The sequence below is a fragment of the Xanthomonas sp. NCPPB 1638 genome, assembly GCF_041475635.2.
GTDB classification, from domain to species: Bacteria; Pseudomonadota; Gammaproteobacteria; order Xanthomonadales; family Xanthomonadaceae; genus Xanthomonas; species Xanthomonas cucurbitae.
Map to the genome: position 1 here is coordinate 153,656 of NZ_CM192984.1, position 21,753 is coordinate 175,408.

At 67.0% G+C, this 21,753-nt stretch carries 19 protein-coding genes; 16 read left to right on the plus strand and 3 right to left on the minus strand.

All coding sequences use genetic code 11. The annotated features are described in order from the left end of the window. Window positions 1-44: 44 nt before the first annotated feature. The 5 genes from ACCQ13_RS00655 to ACCQ13_RS00675 all read left to right on the plus strand — a co-directional run bounded on the left by ACCQ13_RS00655 (window position 45) and on the right by ACCQ13_RS00675 (window position 5,353). A complete protein-coding gene (locus tag ACCQ13_RS00655; RefSeq protein ID WP_104603460.1) occupies window positions 45-362 on the plus strand; it encodes a DUF485 domain-containing protein in 318 nt (105 codons plus the stop codon). Continuing rightward, entirely contained in the window at window positions 359-2,083 is a 1,725-nt protein-coding gene (locus ACCQ13_RS00660) for a cation acetate symporter (RefSeq protein ID WP_372372327.1), read from the plus strand. The genes ACCQ13_RS00655 and ACCQ13_RS00660 overlap by 4 nt, the downstream gene beginning before the upstream one ends. A 487-nt stretch (window positions 2,084-2,570) precedes the next feature. Next, the gene (locus tag ACCQ13_RS00665; RefSeq protein WP_208800560.1) at window positions 2,571-3,581 is read left to right on the plus strand and encodes a glycerophosphodiester phosphodiesterase family protein; all 1,011 of its coding nucleotides are present in this window, start codon (window positions 2,571-2,573) and stop codon (window positions 3,579-3,581) included. A 95-nt stretch (window positions 3,582-3,676) separates the two neighbouring features. After that, the gene (locus ACCQ13_RS00670) at window positions 3,677-4,549 is read left to right on the plus strand and encodes a peptidylprolyl isomerase (RefSeq protein WP_223214379.1); all 873 of its coding nucleotides are present in this window, start codon (window positions 3,677-3,679) and stop codon (window positions 4,547-4,549) included. A gap of 90 nt (window positions 4,550-4,639) precedes the next feature. Further along, entirely contained in the window at window positions 4,640-5,353 is a 714-nt protein-coding gene (locus tag ACCQ13_RS00675) for a hypothetical protein (protein ID WP_372372441.1), read from the plus strand. A 12-nt stretch (window positions 5,354-5,365) separates the two neighbouring features. Here the strand turns inward: ACCQ13_RS00675 and ACCQ13_RS00680 are convergent, their stop codons facing one another. Next, the gene (locus ACCQ13_RS00680) at window positions 5,366-6,511 is read right to left on the minus strand and encodes an ROK family transcriptional regulator (RefSeq protein WP_104603456.1); all 1,146 of its coding nucleotides are present in this window, start codon (window positions 6,509-6,511) and stop codon (window positions 5,366-5,368) included. A gap of 113 nt (window positions 6,512-6,624) precedes the next feature. Here ACCQ13_RS00680 and ACCQ13_RS00685 point away from each other — a divergent pair, with 113 nt between their 5' ends. From ACCQ13_RS00685 to ACCQ13_RS00700, 4 genes are read left to right on the plus strand one after another with little or no spacing between them, the layout of a single operon-like run. Further along, window positions 6,625-9,300 (plus strand): TonB-dependent receptor, encoded by a 2,676-nt coding sequence (locus tag ACCQ13_RS00685; RefSeq protein WP_159406441.1) that lies wholly within the window; start codon window positions 6,625-6,627, stop codon window positions 9,298-9,300. After that, window positions 9,290-10,546, plus strand: a complete 1,257-nt coding sequence (locus ACCQ13_RS00690) for a phosphodiester glycosidase family protein (protein ID WP_159406442.1) — start codon at window positions 9,290-9,292, stop codon at window positions 10,544-10,546. Before ACCQ13_RS00685 ends, ACCQ13_RS00690 begins: the two co-directional genes overlap by 11 nt. 51 nt (window positions 10,547-10,597) lie before the next feature. Continuing rightward, window positions 10,598-11,377, plus strand: coding sequence for an exodeoxyribonuclease III (gene xth, locus ACCQ13_RS00695; RefSeq protein ID WP_159406443.1), 780 nt, complete (start codon window positions 10,598-10,600; stop codon window positions 11,375-11,377). Then, window positions 11,374-11,811 carry a GFA family protein gene (locus ACCQ13_RS00700; RefSeq protein ID WP_104603452.1) on the plus strand — a complete coding sequence of 146 codons (438 nt, stop codon included), beginning with the start codon at window positions 11,374-11,376 and terminating at the stop codon, window positions 11,809-11,811. The genes xth and ACCQ13_RS00700 overlap by 4 nt, the downstream gene beginning before the upstream one ends. A gap of 70 nt (window positions 11,812-11,881) precedes the next feature. On the opposite strand, the gene ACCQ13_RS00705 is transcribed toward ACCQ13_RS00700, so the two are convergent. Then, window positions 11,882-12,133, minus strand: a complete 252-nt coding sequence (locus tag ACCQ13_RS00705) for a GlsB/YeaQ/YmgE family stress response membrane protein (RefSeq protein WP_104603451.1) — start codon at window positions 12,131-12,133, stop codon at window positions 11,882-11,884. Between the two features lie 132 nt (window positions 12,134-12,265). Here ACCQ13_RS00705 and ACCQ13_RS00710 point away from each other — a divergent pair, with 132 nt between their 5' ends. Then, a complete protein-coding gene (locus tag ACCQ13_RS00710; RefSeq protein ID WP_372372328.1) occupies window positions 12,266-12,856 on the plus strand; it encodes a 4'-phosphopantetheinyl transferase family protein in 591 nt (196 codons plus the stop codon). Window positions 12,857-12,952: 96 nt separating this feature from the next. Here ACCQ13_RS00710 and ACCQ13_RS00715 read toward each other — a convergent pair whose 3' ends face one another. After that, complete coding sequence (locus tag ACCQ13_RS00715) at window positions 12,953-14,581, minus strand: alkaline phosphatase D family protein (protein ID WP_104603449.1); 1,629 nt, start codon at window positions 14,579-14,581, stop codon at window positions 12,953-12,955. 237 nt (window positions 14,582-14,818) lie between these two features. Here ACCQ13_RS00715 and rsmG point away from each other — a divergent pair, with 237 nt between their 5' ends. The 6 genes from rsmG (at window position 14,819) to ACCQ13_RS00745 (ending at window position 21,683) form a co-directional block, all read left to right on the plus strand. Next, window positions 14,819-15,457, plus strand: a complete 639-nt coding sequence (gene rsmG, locus ACCQ13_RS00720; RefSeq protein ID WP_104603448.1) for a 16S rRNA (guanine(527)-N(7))-methyltransferase RsmG — start codon at window positions 14,819-14,821, stop codon at window positions 15,455-15,457. Between the two features lie 607 nt (window positions 15,458-16,064). After that, window positions 16,065-17,864: a DUF885 domain-containing protein gene (locus ACCQ13_RS00725; protein WP_104603447.1), complete on the plus strand. Its 1,800-nt coding sequence runs from the start codon at window positions 16,065-16,067 to the stop codon at window positions 17,862-17,864. 201 nt (window positions 17,865-18,065) lie between these two features. After that, the gene (gene rpmB, locus ACCQ13_RS00730; protein WP_002809459.1) at window positions 18,066-18,302 is read left to right on the plus strand and encodes a 50S ribosomal protein L28; all 237 of its coding nucleotides are present in this window, start codon (window positions 18,066-18,068) and stop codon (window positions 18,300-18,302) included. A 13-nt stretch (window positions 18,303-18,315) separates the two neighbouring features. Continuing rightward, window positions 18,316-18,483 (plus strand): 50S ribosomal protein L33, encoded by a 168-nt coding sequence (gene rpmG, locus ACCQ13_RS00735; protein WP_002809462.1) that lies wholly within the window; start codon window positions 18,316-18,318, stop codon window positions 18,481-18,483. A 279-nt stretch (window positions 18,484-18,762) separates the two neighbouring features. After that, complete coding sequence (gene cls / locus ACCQ13_RS00740) at window positions 18,763-20,181, plus strand: cardiolipin synthase (protein WP_104603446.1); 1,419 nt, start codon at window positions 18,763-18,765, stop codon at window positions 20,179-20,181. Between the two features lie 89 nt (window positions 20,182-20,270). Beyond that, on the plus strand, window positions 20,271-21,683 hold the full coding sequence (locus ACCQ13_RS00745) for an FAD/NAD(P)-binding protein (RefSeq protein WP_104603445.1): 1,413 nt from the start codon (window positions 20,271-20,273) through the stop codon (window positions 21,681-21,683). Window positions 21,684-21,753 lie beyond the last annotated feature (70 nt).

The following is a 21,753-nucleotide window of genomic DNA, read 5'->3' on the forward strand; positions in this document are numbered from 1 at the left end:
CCGGTGGCAGGGGCGGCACCGCCCTTGCAGCACTGGAGACCGACATGACCGTCTCGAATGACGCCTTGATCGCCAAGATCGATGCCAATCCGAAGTACCACGCCCTCAAGCGCCAGCGCAATGCGCTGGGCTGGACCCTCACCGTGATGATGTTGCTGGCCTATTACGGCTACATCGGGCTGATCGCCTTCGACAAGGCCTTCCTGGCCAGGCCGATCGGCGACGGCGTCACCACCATCGGGATCCCGATCGCGATCGGGGTGATGGTGTTCACCATCGTCATCACCGCTGTGTACGTGCGTCGCGCCAACAACACCTACGACCAACTGACCGCACAGATCCTGGAGGACGCGCGCAAATGAGCAAGTACTCGCGTCTTCTGCTGATCCTGGCTGGCCTGTTGCCCGCAGGCATGGCGCTGGCGGCCGGTGACATCGGCCAGGCCGACAAGCAGCCTACCAACTGGGTGGCGATCGCCATGTTCGGCTTCTTCGTGCTGGGCACCTTGTGGATCACCAAGTGGGCGGCCAAGAAAACCCGCTCGGCGGCGGACTTCTACACGGCCGGCGGCGGTATCACCGGTTTCCAGAATGGCCTGGCCATCGCCGGTGACTACATGTCGGCGGCCTCGTTCCTGGGCATCACCGCCGCGGTGATGGCCAACGGCTACGACGGCCTGATCTACGCGATCGGCTTCCTGGTCGGCTGGCCCATCCTGACCTTCCTGATGGCCGAACGGCTGCGCAACCTCGGCAAGTACACCTTTGCCGACGTGGCCGGCTACCGCTTCGCGCCGACCGCCATCCGCAGCTTTGCCGCCTCCGGCACGCTGGTGGTGGTGCTGTTCTATCTGATCGCGCAGATGGTCGGTGCCGGTGCACTCATCAAGCTGCTGTTCGGCCTGGACTACTGGGTGGCAGTGACCCTGGTTGGCCTGCTGATGATGGTCTACGTGCTGTTCGGCGGCATGACCGCCACCACCTGGGTGCAGATCATCAAGGCGGTGCTGCTGCTGACCGGCGTGACCTTCATGGCGGTGGCCATCATGTGGCACTTCAACTTCAGCTTCGAGGCGCTGTTCGCCGAGGGCGTGCGGGTGAAGACCGCGGTGGCGGCCAATGGCGGCGCCTCGCCGGAAGACGCGGCCAAGGCTGGCCTGTCGATCATGGGCCCGGGCGGTTTCGTCAAGGACCCGATCTCGGCCATCTCCTTCGGCATGGCGCTGATGTTCGGTACTGCGGGCCTGCCGCACATCCTGATGCGCTTCTTCACCGTTCCCGATGCCAAGCAGGCGCGCAAGTCGGTGCTGTGGGCCACCACCTGGATCGGCTACTTCTACATCCTGATCTTCATCATCGGCTTCGGTGCGATTGCGCTGGTGCTGACCAACCCGCAGTTCGCCGATGTCGCCACCGGCACCATCCACGGCGGCAAGGGTGCGGCCAACATGGCGGCGGTGCTGGTCGGTAATGCGGTGGGCGGCAACGTGTTCATGGGCTTCATCTCGGCGGTGGCCTTCGCCACCATCCTGGCGGTGGTGGCCGGCCTGACCCTGTCCGGTGCCTCGGCGGTGTCGCATGACCTGTATGCCACGGTCATCAAGAAGGGCAACCCGGCGCCGGGCTCGGAGCTGAAGGTCTCGCGTGTCACCACTCTGGTGCTGGGCCTGATCGCGGTGCTGCTGGGCATCGTATTCGAGAAGCAGAACGTGGCCTTCATGGTGTCGCTGGCCTTTGCCATCGCCGCCTCGGCTAACTTCCCGGTGCTGATCCTGTCGTTGCTGTGGAAGGACTGCACCACCCGTGGCGCGGTGATCGGCGGCTTCCTGGGCCTGATTTCCTCGCTGGTGCTCACGGTGCTGTCGCCGTCGGTGTGGGTGGATACGCTGGGCAACGCGGCCGGCTCGGCGCCGTTCCCGTACGCCTCGCCCGCGCTGTTCTCGGTGACCATTGGCTTTGTCGGCATCTGGCTGTTCTCGATCCTGGATCGCAGCCCGCAGGCCGCCAACGAGCGCATCGCGTTCAAGGCACAGCAGATCCGCGCCGAAACCGGCCTGGGTGCCAGTGGTGCTTCCGGTCACTGAGTGGTGCCTGGATGAGTGGATCGCAGACGCCGGCCTTGTGCCGGCGTCTTGCGTTTGGAGCGTGCAATGCCGGGTGGGTGTCTGCGCCAGCGCCCTGATGGGCGCGACTGGCATTGCGTGGGGTTGGATTGCGGCGCGTGGACACCATGGATATCGCGCTGCCCGCGCGCTGTGGGCTTCGCTAAACGCACCGGCAATTCGGGCGGTGCTCGGGCGGTGTAACAATTAAGTCACTGCGCGTGACTAAATTTCCTGACAAGCCGCCGCCGATCACGGATGGCTTGACTCACCCCGTCGCCGTGACACCGATACTGGCGCTTCTGGCAATTGCATCGATAGCGTCGACGCATCGGTGCACTCGCCTTCTCGCATTTCTCTCCTTCTTCGGATCATCAAAATGACTGCCTCATCTGTGATTCATCCGCTTGCACGCGCATGCCGGCTTATGGGTGCGCTTGTCGCCCTGGCGGCGTTACCGCAATGGGCAATGGCTTCCTGCAGTGACTCTGCGGACGCCAAGATGCGTGCCATCCTGTTCAACGGCGGCTCAAATACGGTTGTTCTCGCCCACCGTGGTTTATGGGGAAAGTATGCGGGCATTGCCGACATGCCCGAAAACTCGCGTGGTTCGTTGCAGGTCGCCAATGACCAGTGCATGGACGGCGTCGAACTGGACGTTAAGCTCACCAGCGATGGCGTGCCTGTGCTGTTGCACGACTACAACCTCGGCCGTACCACGACGGTGTGGCAGCAGCATCCGGGCGTCAAATACGACCCGATCACCAACCAGGGTGTCAATCCGTCGATCCTGGTCACACCTTGGTCCCAGGTCAGCCAGTTGTTCTTGCTGACTCCCGACCGCCGCGCCACAACCGGCTATCACGTGCCGCGCGTCGATGAGCTGTTCGCCTATTACAAGCAACACAACCTGCGCACGCCGATGGTCTTCGACATCAAGGACGCGGCAACGGTGCGGGCAGTGCGCAACGCCGCTAACGGTGCGTTCGGCGAACTCGCCGGCAGCTATGTCGCCGCCAAAGTCAAAGCAACGCTCTACGCCAGCCGTGACGCCTATCGCGCAGACGGTAACGGGATGGTGGGCATCCCGGTATTCACCACCAACATGCTTGGCAAGATCAATGTGCGCCAGACCATCGGGGCGTGGATGGATACCGGTAGGCAGACGATGGAAATCAACGTCAAGCAACTCGGCGGCTTGTTGCAGAGCGATGCCGACTTCATTCACGAGCGTGACTATCGCGTGGGCGTGTTCCAGGCCATTCCGGACGGCCCGTCGCCCGGCAAGTTCTATCAGAACAGTGGTGCCTGCTGTTACGCCTTGTCGGATCTGTATTTTTCCTATGCCGGCGGTCGCGACACGGCTGATAACCGCGGAGACCTCGACTTCATCGTCCGGCAGGAAGCCTTCGGGCTGATTACCACTGACGATCCGAAGACGGCCATGGCGTATCTGCGCGCGCGCGGCAAGCACGACTGATTGCATCGTCTGATCCGATCGGCGTCGGCCCGCTCGGCCGGCGCCCCGACGGTGGCGTTTGCCGCCGTCGGTTCTATCCAAGGGAGTTTCGCTACGTGTCTTCCATTCGTCTTGCCCTGAGTGCACTTGCGGTGGCGCTCATTTACACAGCGTGTCTGCGTGCAGATGCTGCGGCCATCACGACCTCCGGCACGGTCATGCAGATCGGTCCGCAATCGCTCAACGCGCAGGAATATCGTGCGCTTGCGCTGGCCGATCTGCCCAAGGAAATCAACCCTGCCACCGCTGCCGATCCTGCGTTCGTGCGGGAATTTGCCGATCGTCTGTTACTGGTGCAAGAAGCCCAGCGTGAGCATCTCCAGGACGATCCTGTGGTGGCAGCGCGCATTCGTCAGGCCACCGATGCCATCCTGACCAAAGCAGTACAGACCCGTGCACGTGATACTGCCAAGATCGATGCCGCACAGATCAAGGCGCAGTTCGATGCGCACCCGCATGATTATGACGAGGTGCATCTGCGGCATCTGTTCGTGGCCCTGCAACCACAGGGTGATGCGCGAGGTGGCACACCGTTGAACGATGCACAGGCACTGGCACGGGCGCAGCACCTCAAGCAGCAGCTGGACGCTGGCGTGCCATTCGCGGAACTGGCCATGCGCGAGTCCGATGATGGCAGCACGGCCGCCGAAGGCGGCGAGCTATCGCCCATCTTCCAGCGCAACCTTGCCGATGCCTTCGTCGCGCCAGTGCAGGGATTGGGCGAGGGGGAGGTCTCTGCGCCGGTGCGCGGCCCGGAGGGATACCACCTGATTCGTCTCGATGCGCGGCGACCAGCCACCTTGGACAGTGCAGCGGGGCAGATCGACGTGCAACTGCGTGACCAGGCGGCTGCAACGACGTTGGCCCAACTGCGTCAGGCCAACCCGCTGAGCGTCGATCATGTTGCGTTGGAAGCCGCGCTGCGGTAACCGGCAGAACAGATGCCAAGGGATGCACAACCGATGCGCGTGCGGGATCACTCCCCGCACAGATCAGGCGCTGGAGTGATTGCAACGATCATGCTGGTGGCGTGCAGCGCTTGCTCGTCGCCCGTGCCGCAGTCGTCTCCATCGCAGAGGGGCAAGGCCACACCCACGCAGACGTCGGCGGCGTCCTCGCCACGGACGTCGCACACCGTGCCGCAGCGGTTGTTCGATGCGGCGATACAACAACTGGCCTGCCGCGAACGTCAGCAAGAGCAGGCCGCGCAGATCGCCCGAGGGGTGGTGGCCACAGCCATGCAACCGGGGCGGGATGGGTGCACGGCAGGCACGCCATTGCAGATCGAGGCGATGTTGCGTACGGCCGCCGCGCAGGGCGACACGGACGCCAAGCGGTATCTGTTGGCGCAACGCGCAGCGCAAGTGATGCAGCGCGCCGTCGCCGAGGCGCCCGCCGGGACGCAGGCGAGGTTGTCGTCCGCCGATGAGCGCGAAGTAGACGCTCTGGTGAAAGACCTGGAGTTGCTCGCGCTGTCGGGCGACCGCGATGCCATCGAGACCCTGGCGCAGGTGGTGGAGTCACCGCTGCTGCATGCGCCCGACCCGGTCTATGCGGCCGCCTGGCGGCTGGCTTCGCGTCAGCCACCGACCCGGACGCCGGATCTGGCGGCACCGCTGGAGGCCGAAGATGAAATAGTGGAGTCGCTGCCTCCACAACAGCAGCAACAAGCGCGCAGTTTGGCAGTGGAGTTGTTCGGATATTGCTGCCGTGCACACGGCGGTGCTGGCTGAGCAGCGCCGGGCTTATCGGAAATACAGCGCTTTCAACGGCAAGGTGGCCGCGCCGATCGCGCACGCATTGGCCGGTGCTTCGGCGGGCAGTAGCGCCGGCAGCGGGCGGCCTTGGCCGCGACGCGGCTGGTTGTCGATCTGCACCGCAGCGATCAGCCGTTGCGCCAGATCCCTTGGCAGGCGCCCGCCGAAGACGATCGCTTCCGGGTCGCAGACGGCGGTGATCGCCGAAACGATCAAGGACACCCCTGGCGCGCTGCGCGCGATCCAGCGCTCGATCGCCGGCCATGTCGGGTCGTAGGCGGCCAGCAGTGCACGCACGTCCGCTAGGACGATCCCGTCCTCGGCCAGGAGTTCGCGCAGCAGTTCCAGCGTGGCGCGCTCGAGTTTTTGCGCGGGCAGCATGCCGGCGAATTCACCCGCATTGCCGCGCGCACCGCGCATCACCTGGCCATCGACGACCAGGCCACCGCCGAAGCCGTAGCTAAGGTAGAGGTAGGCGAAGTCGCGGTAGGTCCGGCCCAGCCCCAGCATGGCTTCGCCGGCCGCGGCCACGCTGCCGTCGTTGTCCATCCACACCGGCTGCGCAAGTGCGTCGGCCAGCCACGGACAGAGCGCGATCTGGCCGAGCGCACGCAGTGGCTCGGGCGGGTTGATGAAGGCATCCACGCCGGTGAAGAACCCGCTCACGGCCACCCCGACACCCAGGCGTGGGCCTGCCGCGTCGACACGCGCCAGCAGCGCGGCGTCGGCGGCCTGCAATTGCGCCAGCACACCGTGCAAGGTGGTATCGGTCAGTGCGGTCTCGCTGAGCGCCAGCACCGCGCCGGAAAAATCCACCAGCGCCAGGTTCAGCGCATCGGTGGCGATGGAGATGCCCAGCGTGTGGCCATGCCCGGGGTTCAACGACACCGCCACGCCTGGCTTGCCGCGTCCGGCCCGCACCACGCTGCTGCCCATCTGCACCATGCCACGCGCGTGCAGGCCGTCGATCAGGCGCACGGCGGTCTGCACCGTCAGCCCGGTGCCGCGGCTCAGGTCGGCGCGGGTCAGCACCCCATGCAGCCGCAGGCGCTCGAGCATGTCGCGCTCGTTGAGGCTCAGATCGGGAGGGGCGGGTGCACGGGGCGGCAAGGCGAAGGTAGCGGTGGACGGCATGGCTGAACGGGGAGGTGCACGACGGGATCGTCAAGCTTACGCAGCTGAAGATTGCAATAATTAATTCACAGTGTGTTATTAAATTAGCCTTCTCACCTCTCGCCGTCCAGCCCATGGCCCGTTTCCGCACCCGCCCGTCTCCTCGCTTCTGTCTGCTGGCGCTCGGCGTCGGTATCAGTCTGAGCGCCCATGCCACAGGGCCTGGCCCTGGCCCGAGCGGTCCCCCAGGCGACACTCCGGTGCAGCTGGATGCGGTGCAGGTGTCCGGCCAGCACCTGTCGATCCGCCAGGCCATCGGCGCCAAGCGCGAGGCGGCAGTGGTGTCCGATGGCGTGGCTGCCGACGATATCGGCTCGATCCCGGACTTCGGCCTGGGCGAGGCGCTGCAGCGCGTGCCGGGCGTATCGATGGTGGTCAACAACGGGCGGGGTGAAGCACAGTTCATGAGCCTGCGTGGCTTCAACCCCGACTACAACACGGTGCTGATCGACGGCGTGGCGCTGCCGTCCACCGAAACCAGCCGGCGCGTGCAGTCGCTGGATGTTATCCCCGCCTCGCTCGCGCAGCAGGTGGACATCTACAAGACCTTCAATGCCGACATGGACAGTAATGCCATCGGCGGCATCGCCTCGCTGCGCACGCGCAGCGCGTTCGATCACGATGGTCCCTTCGCCAGCGTGCGGGCGAACGTGGCCGATTGGGAAAACCGCCGGCATCTGCAGGGCAGTACGCCATCGGGCCAGGTGCAGGGCACTTTCAGCGACACCTTCGGCCCGGACAACCGCTTCGGGGTGGTGCTGTCGGCCGACTACTTCCGCCGCGATTCGTCGTCGTTGAACACCGCCATCGACAGCTACAGCTACTACGCCAACGGCGTTCGCCAGAACCTGACCCCGGGCCTGGACACCGACGGCATGGCGATCGCCCCGGACCGGTTTCGCCCGCTCAGCTACGACAATCTACGCCAGCGCCGCAGCGTGTTCGGCAAGCTGGAATACGACGATGGGCAGGTGATGAAACTGGCCTTGAGCGCCGGCTGGTTCGAGCACAGCAACGACGAACAACGCCGCTCGCAATGGATCAACCGGGTCGGCAATGCACAGCTGGCCGACGCCGACGACGGCCGCTATGCGCAGGGCAGTGCGCAGACCGACGCCAACCGCTTCGACCAGACCCGCACGCTGCGTTACGCACAACTGGGCGGCAGCTTCCGCCTCAACCAGGACGGCCATGTCGATGTGCTGCTCAACCGTGCCAACGGGAGCTATCGGCAGGACACGCGCGAAGATGTCTTCACCGCAGCCGCATCCACACGGCTGGGATTCGGCTATGCACTGGGCGAGGACACACGCCCGACCATCACCCTGGTCGACCCCGGTTACTACGCCAACCCGGCCAACTATCTGCAGTCCTACTTCCTGACGCGTGTGGAGAACAGCAGCACCGATACCACCACCTTCAACGTCGACTACAGCCAGAATGCCGACGCCGACGCGCAGGGCTGGGGGCTGCGCGCCGGGCTGCACTATCGCGACCTGCAGCAGCGCTACAACCTGGACGAAACACGCCTGAATCCGGCTGGCCGGGTGAGCCTGGCCACGGTGGGCACCGACGACGCACGCATCTGCCCGTATGCCGATTTCAGCTGCCTGCTGTTGGTGGACCCGGCACGGGTTGCCGCGTTCGCTGCCGCATCGCCGGGCGCCTACGTGTTGGCCACCACCAATGCGCGTAACAGCGCCATCAGCGATTTCCGTATCGACGAACGCAGCGGCGCGGCCTACGTGATGGGCACCTGGCATGGCGAGCGCACCCAGGCCACGCTGGGCCTGCGCAACGAATACCTGCAGCGGCAGGTGCGCAGCGCGGTACCGCAACCACTGAGCAGCACCACCAACTACGTGCAGCAATCCGACGACAGCGACCGCCGCTTTCTGTTGCCATCGGCCAACCTTGGCTGGGATATCACTCCTGCCTTGAAACTGCGCCTGGCCGGCAGCCGCACGGTTGGCCTGCCCACCTACGGCGATATCGGCCAGAACAGCAGCCCGGTGGTGGACACCACCGGGTTGACCATCAACCGCAGCATCGCCAATCCGCAGCTGCGCCCGCGTCGGTCGGACAATCTGGACCTGTCGCTGGAGTGGTACCCGGATCAGGACTCGCAGCTGTCGGTGGCGCTGTTCCACAAGCGCATCGACAACGAGATCGTGCGCTTGACCAGCACCGATACCGAACGCGATCCCGGCGGGCTGGTGGGCACCTACGAGGTCACCACCACCCAGGCGATCAATACCGGCGCGGCTACCGTGCAGGGTGTGGAATTCACCGCCATCGACACGCGCTTCGACTTCCTGCCTGGCGCCTGGTCGCACCTGGGTGCGATGGCCAACCTCACCCTGCTGGACCCGCGCACCGCCCAGGTGCAGATGAGCGATGGCAGCCTGCGAGCACTGCCCGGCCTGATGGAATCGCCCAAGCGCAGCGCCAATGCCTCGCTGCTGTACGACATCGGCCCGTTCAGTGCGCGCCTCAGCGCCAACTACACCGGTCTGCAATTGCTCTCCGCTGCTACCGACAACCGTGTCAACGACCGCTACTACGACGCCATCACCAGCTACGACGCGCAGCTGGCGTGGCGCTTCAACAAGCAACTGCGCCTCACCATGCAGGGCCGTAACGTGAGCAATGCGCGGCTGACCCGCGTGATCGGTGCCGACCAGCAACTGATGCGCGAGCAACTGGACAACGGCCGTGCCTATTACCTGGGAGTGGACTATGCGTTCTGATCGCCGCCGCAGCGCGGCGCGGCTGCTCCTGCTGATGCTCGTCTCCACCGCGGCTGCAAGCGCCGAGCAAGTGACGGCGCCAACAGCGGCGGCGCCGTTCACGCCGATGCAGACCCTTGTCAGCGGCGATTGCTGGGGCCGCTGGCCTGACGACGTGCTGGCGGCCGTGAGCACCTGCAAACCGGCCGAGCACAATCGCATCGCCTTGCAGGTGCCCGACGATGCCGATGGCCCGGCCCGCGTTGGCATCGATGCACAGCCCTGCAACGGCGCGCGCTGCGCCGACCTGGCGCAGGTGCTGCAGCGTGCGCCTGCGCAGCAGCTGCTGTTGCGCACGCCGCCGGCGCGCATCGAGGCGGTGCTGGCGGCCCTGGATCGCGCCAACGCGCGTGCGCGCGTGGTCATCGAGCCGTTAGTGCAAGCGGTGCCGGCGCCGGCTGCGCCGGTCACCCTGGCACCGGGCGTGCGCTACTGGCGGCAGGCCATTGCCGGCGCTGCGCCGGTGATGCTGCATATCGCCCGGATCGACCTGAGCACGCCGGGTCTGCAGCTGGTGGGCACGCCCGGCCAACGCCGTGGCGATGGCGAATTTCTCGCCACGCCCACCACCACGTTCGTGCGCGATGCCGGATTGGCGCTGGCGATCAATGCCGACTACTTTTTGCCCTTCGACGGCGGCCATCTGTTCGACCAGGCCTTCGTGCCGGTGGCAGGGCAGGGCGTCACCGCCGAAGGGCTGGCGATCGACAATGGTCATCTCGACTCGGCTGCCGCCACCACCGATGCGCGTGTCAATGCCGCCTTCTGCGTGAGCACGCACAACATCGCGCGTATCGTGCGTGGCAGCTGCGCGCAGGACACGCGCCTGGGCGTCGGTGCCGGCCCGCTGCTGCTGCTCGACGGCCAGCGCCAGCCACGCGAAGCCAGCCGCGCCGCCTACTACGACGGCCCGGAGCCACGCAGTGCGCTGGCCCTGGACCGCACCGGCAAGACGCTGTGGATGGTGGTGGCCGACGGCCGCCAACCCGGCTACAGCGCCGGCATCACGCTGGACGCGCTGACGGCGGTCCTGGAACAGCTCGGCGCAGTGGCGGCGATCAATCTCGACGGTGGCGGTTCCAGCACCCTGGCCGCGCGCGTGGACGGGCGCGTACGCACGCTCAATCGCCCCATCCACACCGGCATTCCGGGGCGCGAACGCCCGGTGGCCAACCAGCTCGGGGTGCGCATCGCCGCCCAGCGCTGAGGGGGGGCAGGGTGGCGCGGTACCATGGCGGTTTGAACCACGGCCTCCGCCATGAAGATTGCCTCCTGGAACGTCAACTCGCTCAACGTGCGCCTGCCACACCTGCAACAGTGGCTCACCGACTTCGCGCCGGACGTGGTGGGCATCCAGGAAACCAAGCTGGAAGACCACAAGTTTCCGGATGCGACACTGGCTGCGCTCGGCTACCGCAGCGTGTTCTGCGGGCAGAAGACCTACAACGGCGTGGCGATCGTGTCACGCTCGCCGGCGCTGGAGGTGCAGATGGGCATCCCCGGCTTCGACGATGTGCAGCAACGCGTCATCGCCGCCACCGTCGATGGCGTGCGCATCATCAATCTCTACGTGGTCAACGGCCAGGACGTGGGCACCGAGAAATACGCCTACAAGCTGCGCTGGCTGCAGGCCGCGCGGGAGTGGATTGCGCAGGAGCTGCAGCGGTATCCGCAGCTGGTGGTGCTGGGCGACTTCAACATCGCCCCGGATGCGCGCGACGTGCATGACCCGGCGGTGTGGAACGAACACCATATCCTGACCTCCAGCGCCGAGCGCGCTGTCCTGGAACAACTGCTGGCGCTGGGGTTGCACGATGCATTCCGGCTGCATCACGAAGACGCCGGGCAGTTCAGCTGGTGGGATTACCGCCAGGCCGGCTTTCGCCGCAACCTGGGGTTGCGGATCGATTTGACCCTGGTGTCGGAGGCGCTGCGCACGCGTGCGCTGGAATCGGGCATCGATCGCGAACCACGCACCTGGGAGCGCCCCAGCGACCACGCACCGGCGTGGGTGCGGCTGGCGGAGTCCGGTGCATGAGCGAACGGCATCTGCGTCGCAGCACCCACAAGATCGGCGAGGTCACGCTGGGACCGGTGCACCGGCTGAGCTGCCACTGCGGTGCGGTGCAGATCGATCTGGACCTGCCGCACGGCCTGCTGGATCCACGCCGCTGCGATTGCTCGATGTGCCGCCGACGCGGCGCGGTGGTCGCCTCGGTCACGCTCGATGGCCTGCACGTGTTGCAGGGCCAGGACGTGTTGCGCCTGTATCAGTTCAACACGCAGACCGCCGCGCATTATTTCTGCGGCGTGTGCGGGATCTACACCCATCATCGGCGCCGCTCCAATCCCGACGAATTCGGCTACAACGTCGGCTGCCTGGACGGGGTCAACCCGTATGCGTTGAGCATTGCGGTGCCGGTGGAAGATGGCGTGAACCATCCGGCCGATCGCATAGCGGCGCACGATTGAAGGGCTGCGCTGAAACCACAACGCCCGGGCAGGCCCGGGCGTTGCGTACAGCACGCGTGGTGCAGTCGCCTCAGCGCACCCGGCCGCGCGTGAACAGGTTGACGATGGCCAGCAGGAGCACCGCACCCACCAGCGACCAGACGAAGGTCATCAGCGTGATGGCCTGGTTGATGCCGCCGCCGAACAACCAGCCGGCGATCATCGCGCCGACGATGCCGACCACCACATTGAGAATGATGCCCTGCTGCGCATCGCGCCGCATGATGAGGCTGGCCAGCCAACCCACGATGCCGCCGATGATCAACCAGATGATGATGCCCATGGTGCCGCTCTCCTCGTTCGTTCGCACCGGACGCGGTGCATGGGCGCCATTGGACGCAGCCGGCTGTGAAGCAGCCGTCGAGCGCGCCGAAGGCGATGGCCGTGCGTTCGGTTTGGTCGGCGCCAGGTGACGATGCTGCCGACCTGGCAGCACGGCCCGGTGCAGCTGTGGCTGCGACCGCACCGCCAGGGCGAGCGAGGCGAGCCGCAGGCGCGGCAACTGCTCGGTCACGCGCTTGGCCTGGATCCGACGCAGGTGCCCGTGCTGCGCGATGCGCGCGGGCGCCCGACCCTGCAGCCGGCCTTGCCGGGTTGGGACACCGGTTGGAGCCACAGCGGCGAGCATCTGTTGGTGGGATTGGGGCAGGGCGTGCAGCTGGGCGTGGACCTGGAACGGATCCGCGCGCGGCCGCGCCTGCTGGACATCGCGCAGCGCTTCTTCCACCCCGACGAACTCGCATTGCTGCGTCACCTGGCGCCGGACGCCCAGCAGGCGTTGTTCTTTCGCCTGTGGTGCGCCAAGGAGGCCTTGCTCAAGGCGCACGGGCATGGGCTGTCGTTCGGGCTGCATCGGCTGGCGTACGCATTGGCGGTCGATGGCGCACTGCAGTTGCAGTGGTGCGACCCGGCGCTGGGCCAGGCGGCGCACTGGCAGTTGCACGAATGGTGGGCGGCACCGGACTGCCGCGCCGCGCTGGCGTTCTACCCGCACACCGCCGCGTGAAGCGGCGCGCCATCGACACAGGTGCCGACCCTCACGCCCTGGTCCAGCTCGGTCCGCTGCCCTTGCCGGACGTGCTGAACGTGTGCCGCCAGTCAATTACGCTTCCACCGCGCCCGGCCTGCCGTCCTCGACCAGGAAGCGTTTGCTGGTCGACACCGTCGCGTTGCGGTCGCGCCGGTCGGAAATGCCCTGCAGGCGCGTTTCCATCTGGCCCGCCGTCAGCGTCACCGAGACATAGCCACGGGTTTCGCCATCCACGTAATGCACATGCGGGTTGAGGGCCATGGTCTGGTGCAGTTCGGTATTGCTCTGCCCGTCGGAGGTGATCGAGGTGCCGACGAATTCGGTGGCCAGCGTCGGTGAGGCGTCGTCGGCCGGATCGGCCTTCAGGTCGGTGACCCAGTACGAATGGATGTCGCCGCCCCAGAACACCGGGTTGCGCAAGCGGGTTGTCGCCATCGCATCGAGCATGCGGGTGCGCGTGGCCGGGTAACCGTCCCAGCCATCGGTCCAGTGCCCGAGTACGCCATCGCGGCCGGTTTGCCGCATCGGTGCCACCAGCAGATCCTGCGCAATCACGTTCCAGCGCGCAGGCGACTGCGCAAAGCCGGCATGCAGCCAGCGTTCCTGTTCCTGGCCGAGCATCGTGCGGCGCGGGTCGGTGCGTTCGCGGCAGCTGTCGTCCACCACATGGCCACCGCGCCAGCCATTGGCCTGTGGGCAGGGTTGTTCGCTGCGGTACTGCCGGCCATCCAGCACGTAGAAGCGCGCCAGCTGGCCGTAATCCAGCGAGCGGTAGATGCGCATGTCCGCGCCCTGCGGGCGGTGCCGCGCGCGCAGCGGGAAATGTTCGTAGAAGGCGCGGTAGGCGGCAGCGCGCCGGGCCAGGAAGGTGTCCACCGGAATCGCTGGATCCTGCGACCAGCGGTTGGCGTAGTCGTTCTGCACCTCGTGGTCGTCCCAGGTCGCCACGCAGGCACTGCCGGCATGCAGCGCCTGCAGGTCCGGGTCGGTGCGGTAGAGCGCATAGCGGTTGCGGTAGCCGGCCAGGTCCAGGCATTCACCGCTGCCGTGCGGGCGCACGACCTTGTTCGCCGCCTCGCCGTGGTAGCTGTATTCGTAGATGTAGTCGCCCAGGAAGAACACCAGATCCGGCTGCTCGGCGGCCAGGTGGCGGTAGGCACTGAAATACCCCAGTTCCCAGTGCGAGCAGGACACGAAGCCGAAGCGCGCCGTCTCCGGCAGCTGATGCGCTGCCGGCAAGGTGCGCGCGCTGCCGATCGGGCTGCGCGCGCCCAGCGCCTGGAAGCAATACCAGTACGGACGATCGGCGGCCAGCCCAGTGAGCTCCACGTGCACCGCGTGGCCCCACACCGGGCTGGCGACGGTCTCGCCCTGGCGCACGATGCGGCGCATGCCCGGGTCGCTGGCCACCTGCCAGCGCACCGGCACTGCGGCATGCAGCCCGCCGCGGCCGTCCGGGTCCAGCGGGCGCGGGGCCAGCCGCGTCCAGAGGACGAAGCCATCGGCCAGCGGGTCGCCGGCGGCCACGCCCAGCGTAAAGGGGTCGGCATTGCCGCTGGCGCGTGCAAACGGACTGAGCAGCCCCGCGCCCGCCAGACTCGCGCCGGCGATGAGCAGGCGCCGACGGCTGCGATCCAGCGCCGCGTTGGTGGGGTCGGAATCAGGGGAGCGTAGGGCGGAAGGCGGGTCGATCAGGGGCATGGACAACGGCAGGCAGGCTAGCGGACGCGAGCATGCTGCATCGGTGACGTGTCGGTTTGGTGTCACCTGTGACACCTGTGGCCTCTGCGCTGCGGCGGCGTTCAGCAGCGCGCGCCGTGCCACAGCCCGGCAGTTGCGCGGTGGGCGAATGCCTTGCCGCAGCAACCATGTCATGCGTGGCCGCATTGCCATCCACGGCGCGCGCCTGCCCGCCTGCCCAGCTGCGATAATCGCGCCATGAACGATGCCGCACTCGCCCCCGATGTTTCCGCCGCGCTCGAACGCGGCCTGCAGGCCCAATCCCTGGATGCGGCATTTGCCGCTCCGCTGCTGCGTTACCTGGCCCTGCTGGTGCGCTGGAACAAGACCTACAACCTCACCGCCGTGCGCGACCCGCGCGAGATGGTCACCCGCCATCTGCTCGATTCGCTAGCCATGCAGTCCTACATCGTCAGCGGCACCCTGGCCGACCTGGGCACCGGGCCGGGCCTGCCCGGCATCCCGTTGGCGATCACCCGCCCGCAGCTGCAGGTGACGCTGGTGGAAAGCAACGGCAAGAAGGCGCGCTTCATGCGCGAGGCCTTGCGTCACCTGGAACTGCGCAACGCCCGCGTGGCCGAATCGCGCGCCGAAGCCCTGGACGAGCCGGCCACCTACGACCACCTCACCGCGCGCGCGCTGGACACCCTGGCCGGCATCATCGCCGTCGGCGGCCACCTGCTGCGCCCCGGCGGCAGCCTGCTGGCGATGAAGGGCGTGTACCCGCACGAGGAAATTGCCGCATTGCCCGACGGCTGGACAATGCGCGAGGTGCACCCATTACAGGTGCCCGGCCTGGAGGGCGAGCGGCATCTGGTGGTGGTGCGCAAGGGCTGAGCGGGTCGGTCTTCAGCTGCCCTCACCCCAACCCTCTCCCGCAGGCGGGAGAGGGGGCAAGCACGGCTCTCGACAACCCGCCAGGTCCCTTCCCCCGCCTGCAGGGAAAGGTGCCCGCAGGGCGGATGGGGGCCGTCGCCGATTGCAGGTGCCCGGCGTGGATGGCGAGCGGCATCTGATGGTGCGCAAGGGCTGAGCGTGGCGGTCTTCAGCTGCCCTTACCCGCAGGCGGGAGAGGGAGCAAGCACCGCTCTCGACAAGCCCGGCAACTCCTCCCCCCGCCTGCAGGGGAAGGTGCCCGCAGGGCGGATGGGGGCCGTCGCCGATTGCAGGTGCCCGGCGTGGATGGCGAGCGGCATCTGGTGGTGCGCAAGGGCTGAGCGTGGCGGTCTTCAGCTGCCCTTACCCGCAGGCGGGAGAGGGGGCAAGCACCGCTCTCGACAACTTGCCAGGTCCCTTCCCCCGCCTGCGGGGGAAGGTGCCCGCAGGGCGGATGGGGGCCGTCGCCGACACTCCATCCATCGCCCACGTTGGGACTTCCGGCCCATGGCTGCTCACGCGTGAGCTGCGATGATCGGGCGTTCGCTCCAGATCAGGCTTTCCGCACGTGACCTCTCCGCTCGCTACCGCCCTCGCGCTCGCCCTGTTGGGCAGCTCGCTCGCCGCCACGACCCAGGCTGCCACGCCGCCGGCTCCGGCCACGCTGAGCGCCGAAGCACCCGCCGATGCGCGCTTCCGTGCGATCTACGAAAAAGAATGGGCGTGGCGGCAGGCCGAGACCGGCCAGGCCGATGAAGACACCGATACCACCGGCGACAATACCCATCTGCCCGACGTCGGCCCGGCTGCGCAACAGGCGCGCCTGGCGGTGTGGGACGGCGTGCTCAAGCAGCTCGACGGCATCGACCCCAGGCAGCTCTCGCCGGCCAACCAGATCAACTTTGCCATCTACCGCCCACAAGTGGAGAACCTGGCCGCCGAAGTGCGCCTGCGCGCCTACGAGATGCCGTTCAATTCGGATAGTTCGTTCTGGTCCAACCTCGGCTTCATGGCGCAGCGGCCGATGCGCAGCGCGGCCGAGTACCGCGCCTACATCGCACGCTTGAACGATGTGCCGCGTTACTTCGACCAGCAGATCGCCAACATGCGCAACGGCCTGGCGCGCGGCTTCAGCGTGCCGCGCGCAGTGCTGGCCGGGCGCGATGTCTCCATCGCCAGCGTGGCCGAGGTCAAGGACCCCACCGCATCGCCGTTCTATGCACCGTTCAAGCAGCTGCCGGCGCAGATTCCCGCCGCCGAGCAGGCGCAGCTGCGCGCGCAGGCCAAGGCCACATTGAGTGGCGCAGTCTTGCCGGCCTACGCCAGGCTGCTGACCTTCTTTCGCAACGACTACATGCCCAGGGCGCGCACCACCCTGGCCGCCGAAGCGCTGCCCGATGGCAAGGCGTTCTATCGCCAGCAGATCCGCGAATACACCACGCTGGAATTGACGCCCGAACAGATCCACCAGATCGGCCTGGACGAGGTGGCGCGCATCCAGGCCCAGATGAACGCGATCATCAAACAGGTGGGTTTCAAGGGCACGTTCGCGCAGTTCCTGACCTTCCTGCGCACCGACCCGCAGTTCTACGTCAAGACCCCGCAGGAGTTGCTCGATCGCGCCGCGTGGATTTCCAAGCGCGTGGACGGGCAGGTGGGCAAGTTCATCGGAACGCTGCCGCGCGGGCGCTTCACCATCAAGCCGGTGCCCGACGACATCGCCCCGTTCTGGACCGCCGGCCGCGGTGGCGCGACGACCTACTGGGTCAACACCTACAACCTGCCGTCGCGGCCGCTGTACAACCTGCCGGCGCTGACCTTGCACGAGTCCTCGCCCGGCCATTCGCTACAGGGCTCGCTGGCGCTGGAGCAGGGCGAGCAGCCGGCGTTCCGCCGCGAGAACTATATCTCTGCCTATGGCGAAGGCTGGGCGCTGTACACAGAGAAGCTCGGCCAGGAGATGGGCATCTACGAGACCCCGTACGAAGAGTTCGGCCGGCTCACCTACGAAATGTGGCGCGCCTGCCGGCTGGTGATCGATACCGGCGTGCACCACGACGGCTGGACCCGCGAACAGGCGCTGGCGTATCTGCGTGATCGCACCGCGCTCAGCGAGCACGAAGTCACTACCGAAGTGGACCGCTACATCTCCTGGCCCGGCCAGGCGCTGAGCTATAAGCTGGGCGAGATCAGCATCGTCAAGCTGCGCGCCGAAGCCGAGAAGGCGCTGGGCGATCGCTTCGACATCAAGGCCTTCCACGATGTGGTGCTGCGCCAGGGCTCGGTCACGCTGCCGGTGCTGGAGCAGCAGGTGCGCGCGTTTATCGCCGAGAGCAAGGCGCGGCCGGTCAAGCCTCGGCCGCTCTAAGTGCTTGCAGCACAAGCAATTGCCACGCATAATGCGCGGCTCGCTGTGCCCGGATCGCTCCGGATGGCGGCACCCAGCGCAACGGGGTTGCCGGCTTTTCCAGCGTAAGTGATTGATTCCCAACGTTGCGTGGCAGCCCTGGCGCTGTCGGGGCCGCCGCTTCCCAGGCTATGGGTGGCTATTCATTTATCGAGGTGCGTAATGTCCCGCGTATGCCAAGTGTCCGGCAAGCGTGTGCAGACGGGTAACAACGTCTCCCACGCCAACAACAGAACCCGTCGTCGCTTCCTGCCCAACCTGCACGAGCGTCGCTTCTGGGTCGCCAGCGAAAACCGCTGGGTCAAGCTTCGTGTTTCCGCGCATGCGTTGCGCACCATCGACAAGAACGGGATCGATGCCGTTCTGAAAGAGCTGCGCGCGCGCGGCGAAAAGGTCTGAGGAGTAAGCAGTCATGGCAAAAGGCAAGCGTGACAAGATCCGTATGATTTCCTCGGCCGCTACCGGCCACTTCTACACCACGGACAAAAACAAGAAGAACACTCCGGGGAAGATGGAAATGATGAAGTACGACCCGGTCGTGCGTAAGCACGTGATGTACAAGGAAGGCAAGATCAAGTGATCGGCTGATCGCTGGATCTGCGCTTCAACAAACACCCGCCGCAAGGCGGGTGTTTGCGTTTGAGATGGTTGCACGCTGGCTGGGCGTATCAACGCGGCCGCACACAGGTGCGCCTGTCCCGGTCAGCGATGCCCCGGGCGTTGGCGTGGCAGGTCTGCACCGAGCGCGTGCAACCGGCCGATGCGTTCGGCGGCCATTGCGGCGTGCCGGATGCCGAGGCATCTTTGCCTTTACGCCCGGCCGGGTCAGAATCGGTTTCCTCATGACGATGGAGCGCCGATGCTGCCCGATTGGGTGTCCGGGACCTGGCTGTTGGCGCTGGACTGGGTGATCCGCCTGGCCGCGCTGCTGTGGATTCCCGCCCGCACCACGCCCGGGGCGGCGCGCAGCTGGCTGTTGCTGATCGGCTTCGTGCCGGTGGTGGGCCTGCCGCTGTACCTGCTGTTCGGCCACCCGTGGCTGTCGCGCCTGCGCGTGGAGCGCCAGGCCACCGCTTCGCAGGTGATCCGCGAACAACAACTGCCATTGCATGCATTGCGCTGGCAGCCGCCGACCGACACCAGCAGTGCCGAAGTGGTGCCGTTGATCGAGCGGCAGGGCGACTTCATGCCCACGCTGGGCAATGCGGTGGACCTGCTCGACGACTACGCACACTCGCTGCAGGCCTTGATCGCGGCGATCGATGCGGCCGAAAAACGCGTGCATCTGCTGTACTACCTGATGTTCGACGATGCCGTGGGCGATGCGGTGGTGGCAGCGCTGGAACGTGCGCAGGCGCGCGGCGTGCGCTGCCGCGTGCTGCTGGACGCGGTGGGCGCCAAGCGCGGCCTGCGGCGTTACCGCAAACGCCTGCTAGCTGGCGGCATCGAGGTGCTGGCGGTGTTGCCCGGTGGCCTGCGCTGGCGCCGCAGCGGGCGCATGGACCTGCGCAACCACCGCAAGATCGCGGTGATCGACAATCAGGTGGGCTTCGTCGGGTCGCAGAACCTGGCCGAAGCCGGCTTCATCCACGACGCGCCCAACCGCGAACTGGTCGCGCGCGTGCGCGGGCCGGTGGTCAATCACCTGGAGGCGGTGTTCGCCAGCGACTGGTTCACCGAAACCGGGCAGCGCCTGGATGTGTGGCCGGATGCACCGGTATGCGAGGCCAATATCGCCACCCAACTGTTGCCCAGCGGGCCGGCGTATCCGTTCGAGAACGCGCGTGATGCGATCAATGCGGTGATCCACCTGGCACGGCGCAAGGTGGTGCTGGTCACGCCCTATTTCGTGCCGGACGAGGCCTTGCTCAGCGCGTTGCGCATCGCTGCGGTATCGGGCGTGGAGGTGCAGCTGATCCTCTCGGAGCGCAATAACCAGCGGCTGGCGGCCTGGGCGCAGGAGGCTTACTTCGACGAGCTGCTGCGCTGCGGGGTGAAGATTGCGCTGTACCGCCCGCATTTCCTGCATGCCAAGCACCTGAGCATGGACGAGGACATCGCGCTGGTAGGCTCGATCAACCTGGATATCCGCTCGTTCGCGCTCAATGCCGAGATCGGCATGCTCTGCTACGACCGTGGCCTGGTGCAGCGGCTGCGCCAGATCGAGCAGGACTATCTGGCCAATGCGCGCCCGCTGGAGTTGGAGCAGTGGCGCCGCCGCCCGGCCTGGCGCCGCAGCCGTGAAGGCATCGCGCGGCTGGCCGATGCGTTGATGTGAGTCGCTGGCGTTGCAGCTGTCGCGTGGTGCCGGGGTGATGGAATCGACAGGCGCCCGGGACCGGTGCCGCCATCGCCTACACTGTGCGCATGACTGAACTGCGTGAATCCGGCGAAGCAGTGATCGCCATCGTCGGTGGTGGCGCCGCCGGCGTGCTGGTGGCGCTGCAGCTGCTGCGGCAGGCACGCACGCCGGTGCGGATTGAGCTGATCGAGCCGCATGCGGTGCTGGGCGAGGGCGTGGCGTATTCCACCGCACGCCCCGAACACCTGCTCAACGTGCCGGCGGCGCGCATGAGTGCGCTGGTCGATGCACCGCAGGATTTCGTTGCCTACCTGCGCGAGCAGGCGTGTTACCCGGAGCTGGACGATGCGCAGCTGGCGCTGCAGTTCGTAGGGCGGCGGCATTACGCACCGTACCTGCGGCAGCGCCTGCAGGCTGCCGTTGCCGCCAGCCCGGCCAGCCTGCGCGTGCGCAGCGCACGCGCGCAACGGCTGCAACCCACGGCGCAGGGTGCGCAGTTGCAACTGGACGACGGGCACACGCTGCACGCCGATGCGGTGGTGCTGGCGGTGGGCAATGCGCTGCGGCCGCTGCCGGTGCGTGGCGCCACCGGCCTGTCGGCAACGCAGCGCGTGGAAGCCTGGGAGACCGAGACGGTGGCCGCGCTGCCGCCCGAGGCGGTGGTGTGCATCGTTGGCTCCGGCCTGAGCATGGCCGATACCGTGGTGACGCTGGCGGCGCAGGCGCATCGTGGCGCGGTGCATGTGGTCTCGCGGCATGGCTTGCTGCCGTTGCCGCACGTGCATGGCGGCAGCGCCGATTTCGATCCGCAACCGCTGCTGGGCATGCCGCTGCGCGCGCGCCTGCGCTGCCTGCGCCAGCAGGCGCGGGACGCGCTGGCGCAGGGTCGGCCGTGGCAAGGCGTGATGGAACGGGTCCGCCCGCTGAGCCAGGCGCTGTGGCAGACGCTGTCGCTGGACGACCAGCGCCGCTTCCTGCGCCATGTGGTGCGCTACTGGGACGTGCACCGCCATCGCATTGCCGCGCCGGTGCATGCGCAGCTGCAGGCGATGCAGGCGCGCGGGCAACTGCAGCTGCACCGGGCCCGGCTGGATGTGGCGTTCCAGGTGGGTGCCTGCGTGCGCGTGAGTGCCGGGGCCGCCAGGGCCGGGCACGCGCTGCAGCTGGACGTGCAGACGCTGGTCAACGCCACCGGCGTGGAAATGCGCGTGCAGGCGATGCGCAACCCCCTGCTGCAGCAATTGTTGGGGCAGGGCATCGCGGTGGCCGGACCGCATGGCATCGGCGTGGACACTGCCGCCGATGGCAGCCTGATCGATGCCGATGGCCAGGCCAACCCACGGTTGCGGGTGATCGGCAGCCTGCGCATCGGCTCGCTGTGGGAGAGCCTGGCGGTGCCGGAACTGCGCGAGCAGGCTGCGGTGATTGCGCGGGAGGTGTGTTGTTCGCTTCTCCCTCCGGGAGAAGGTGCCCCGTAGGGGCGGATGAGGGTCCGTGCGAAGCCTCGCAATCCCAACCGCTTCATCGCAATCTCAGCCGCAGCGACGC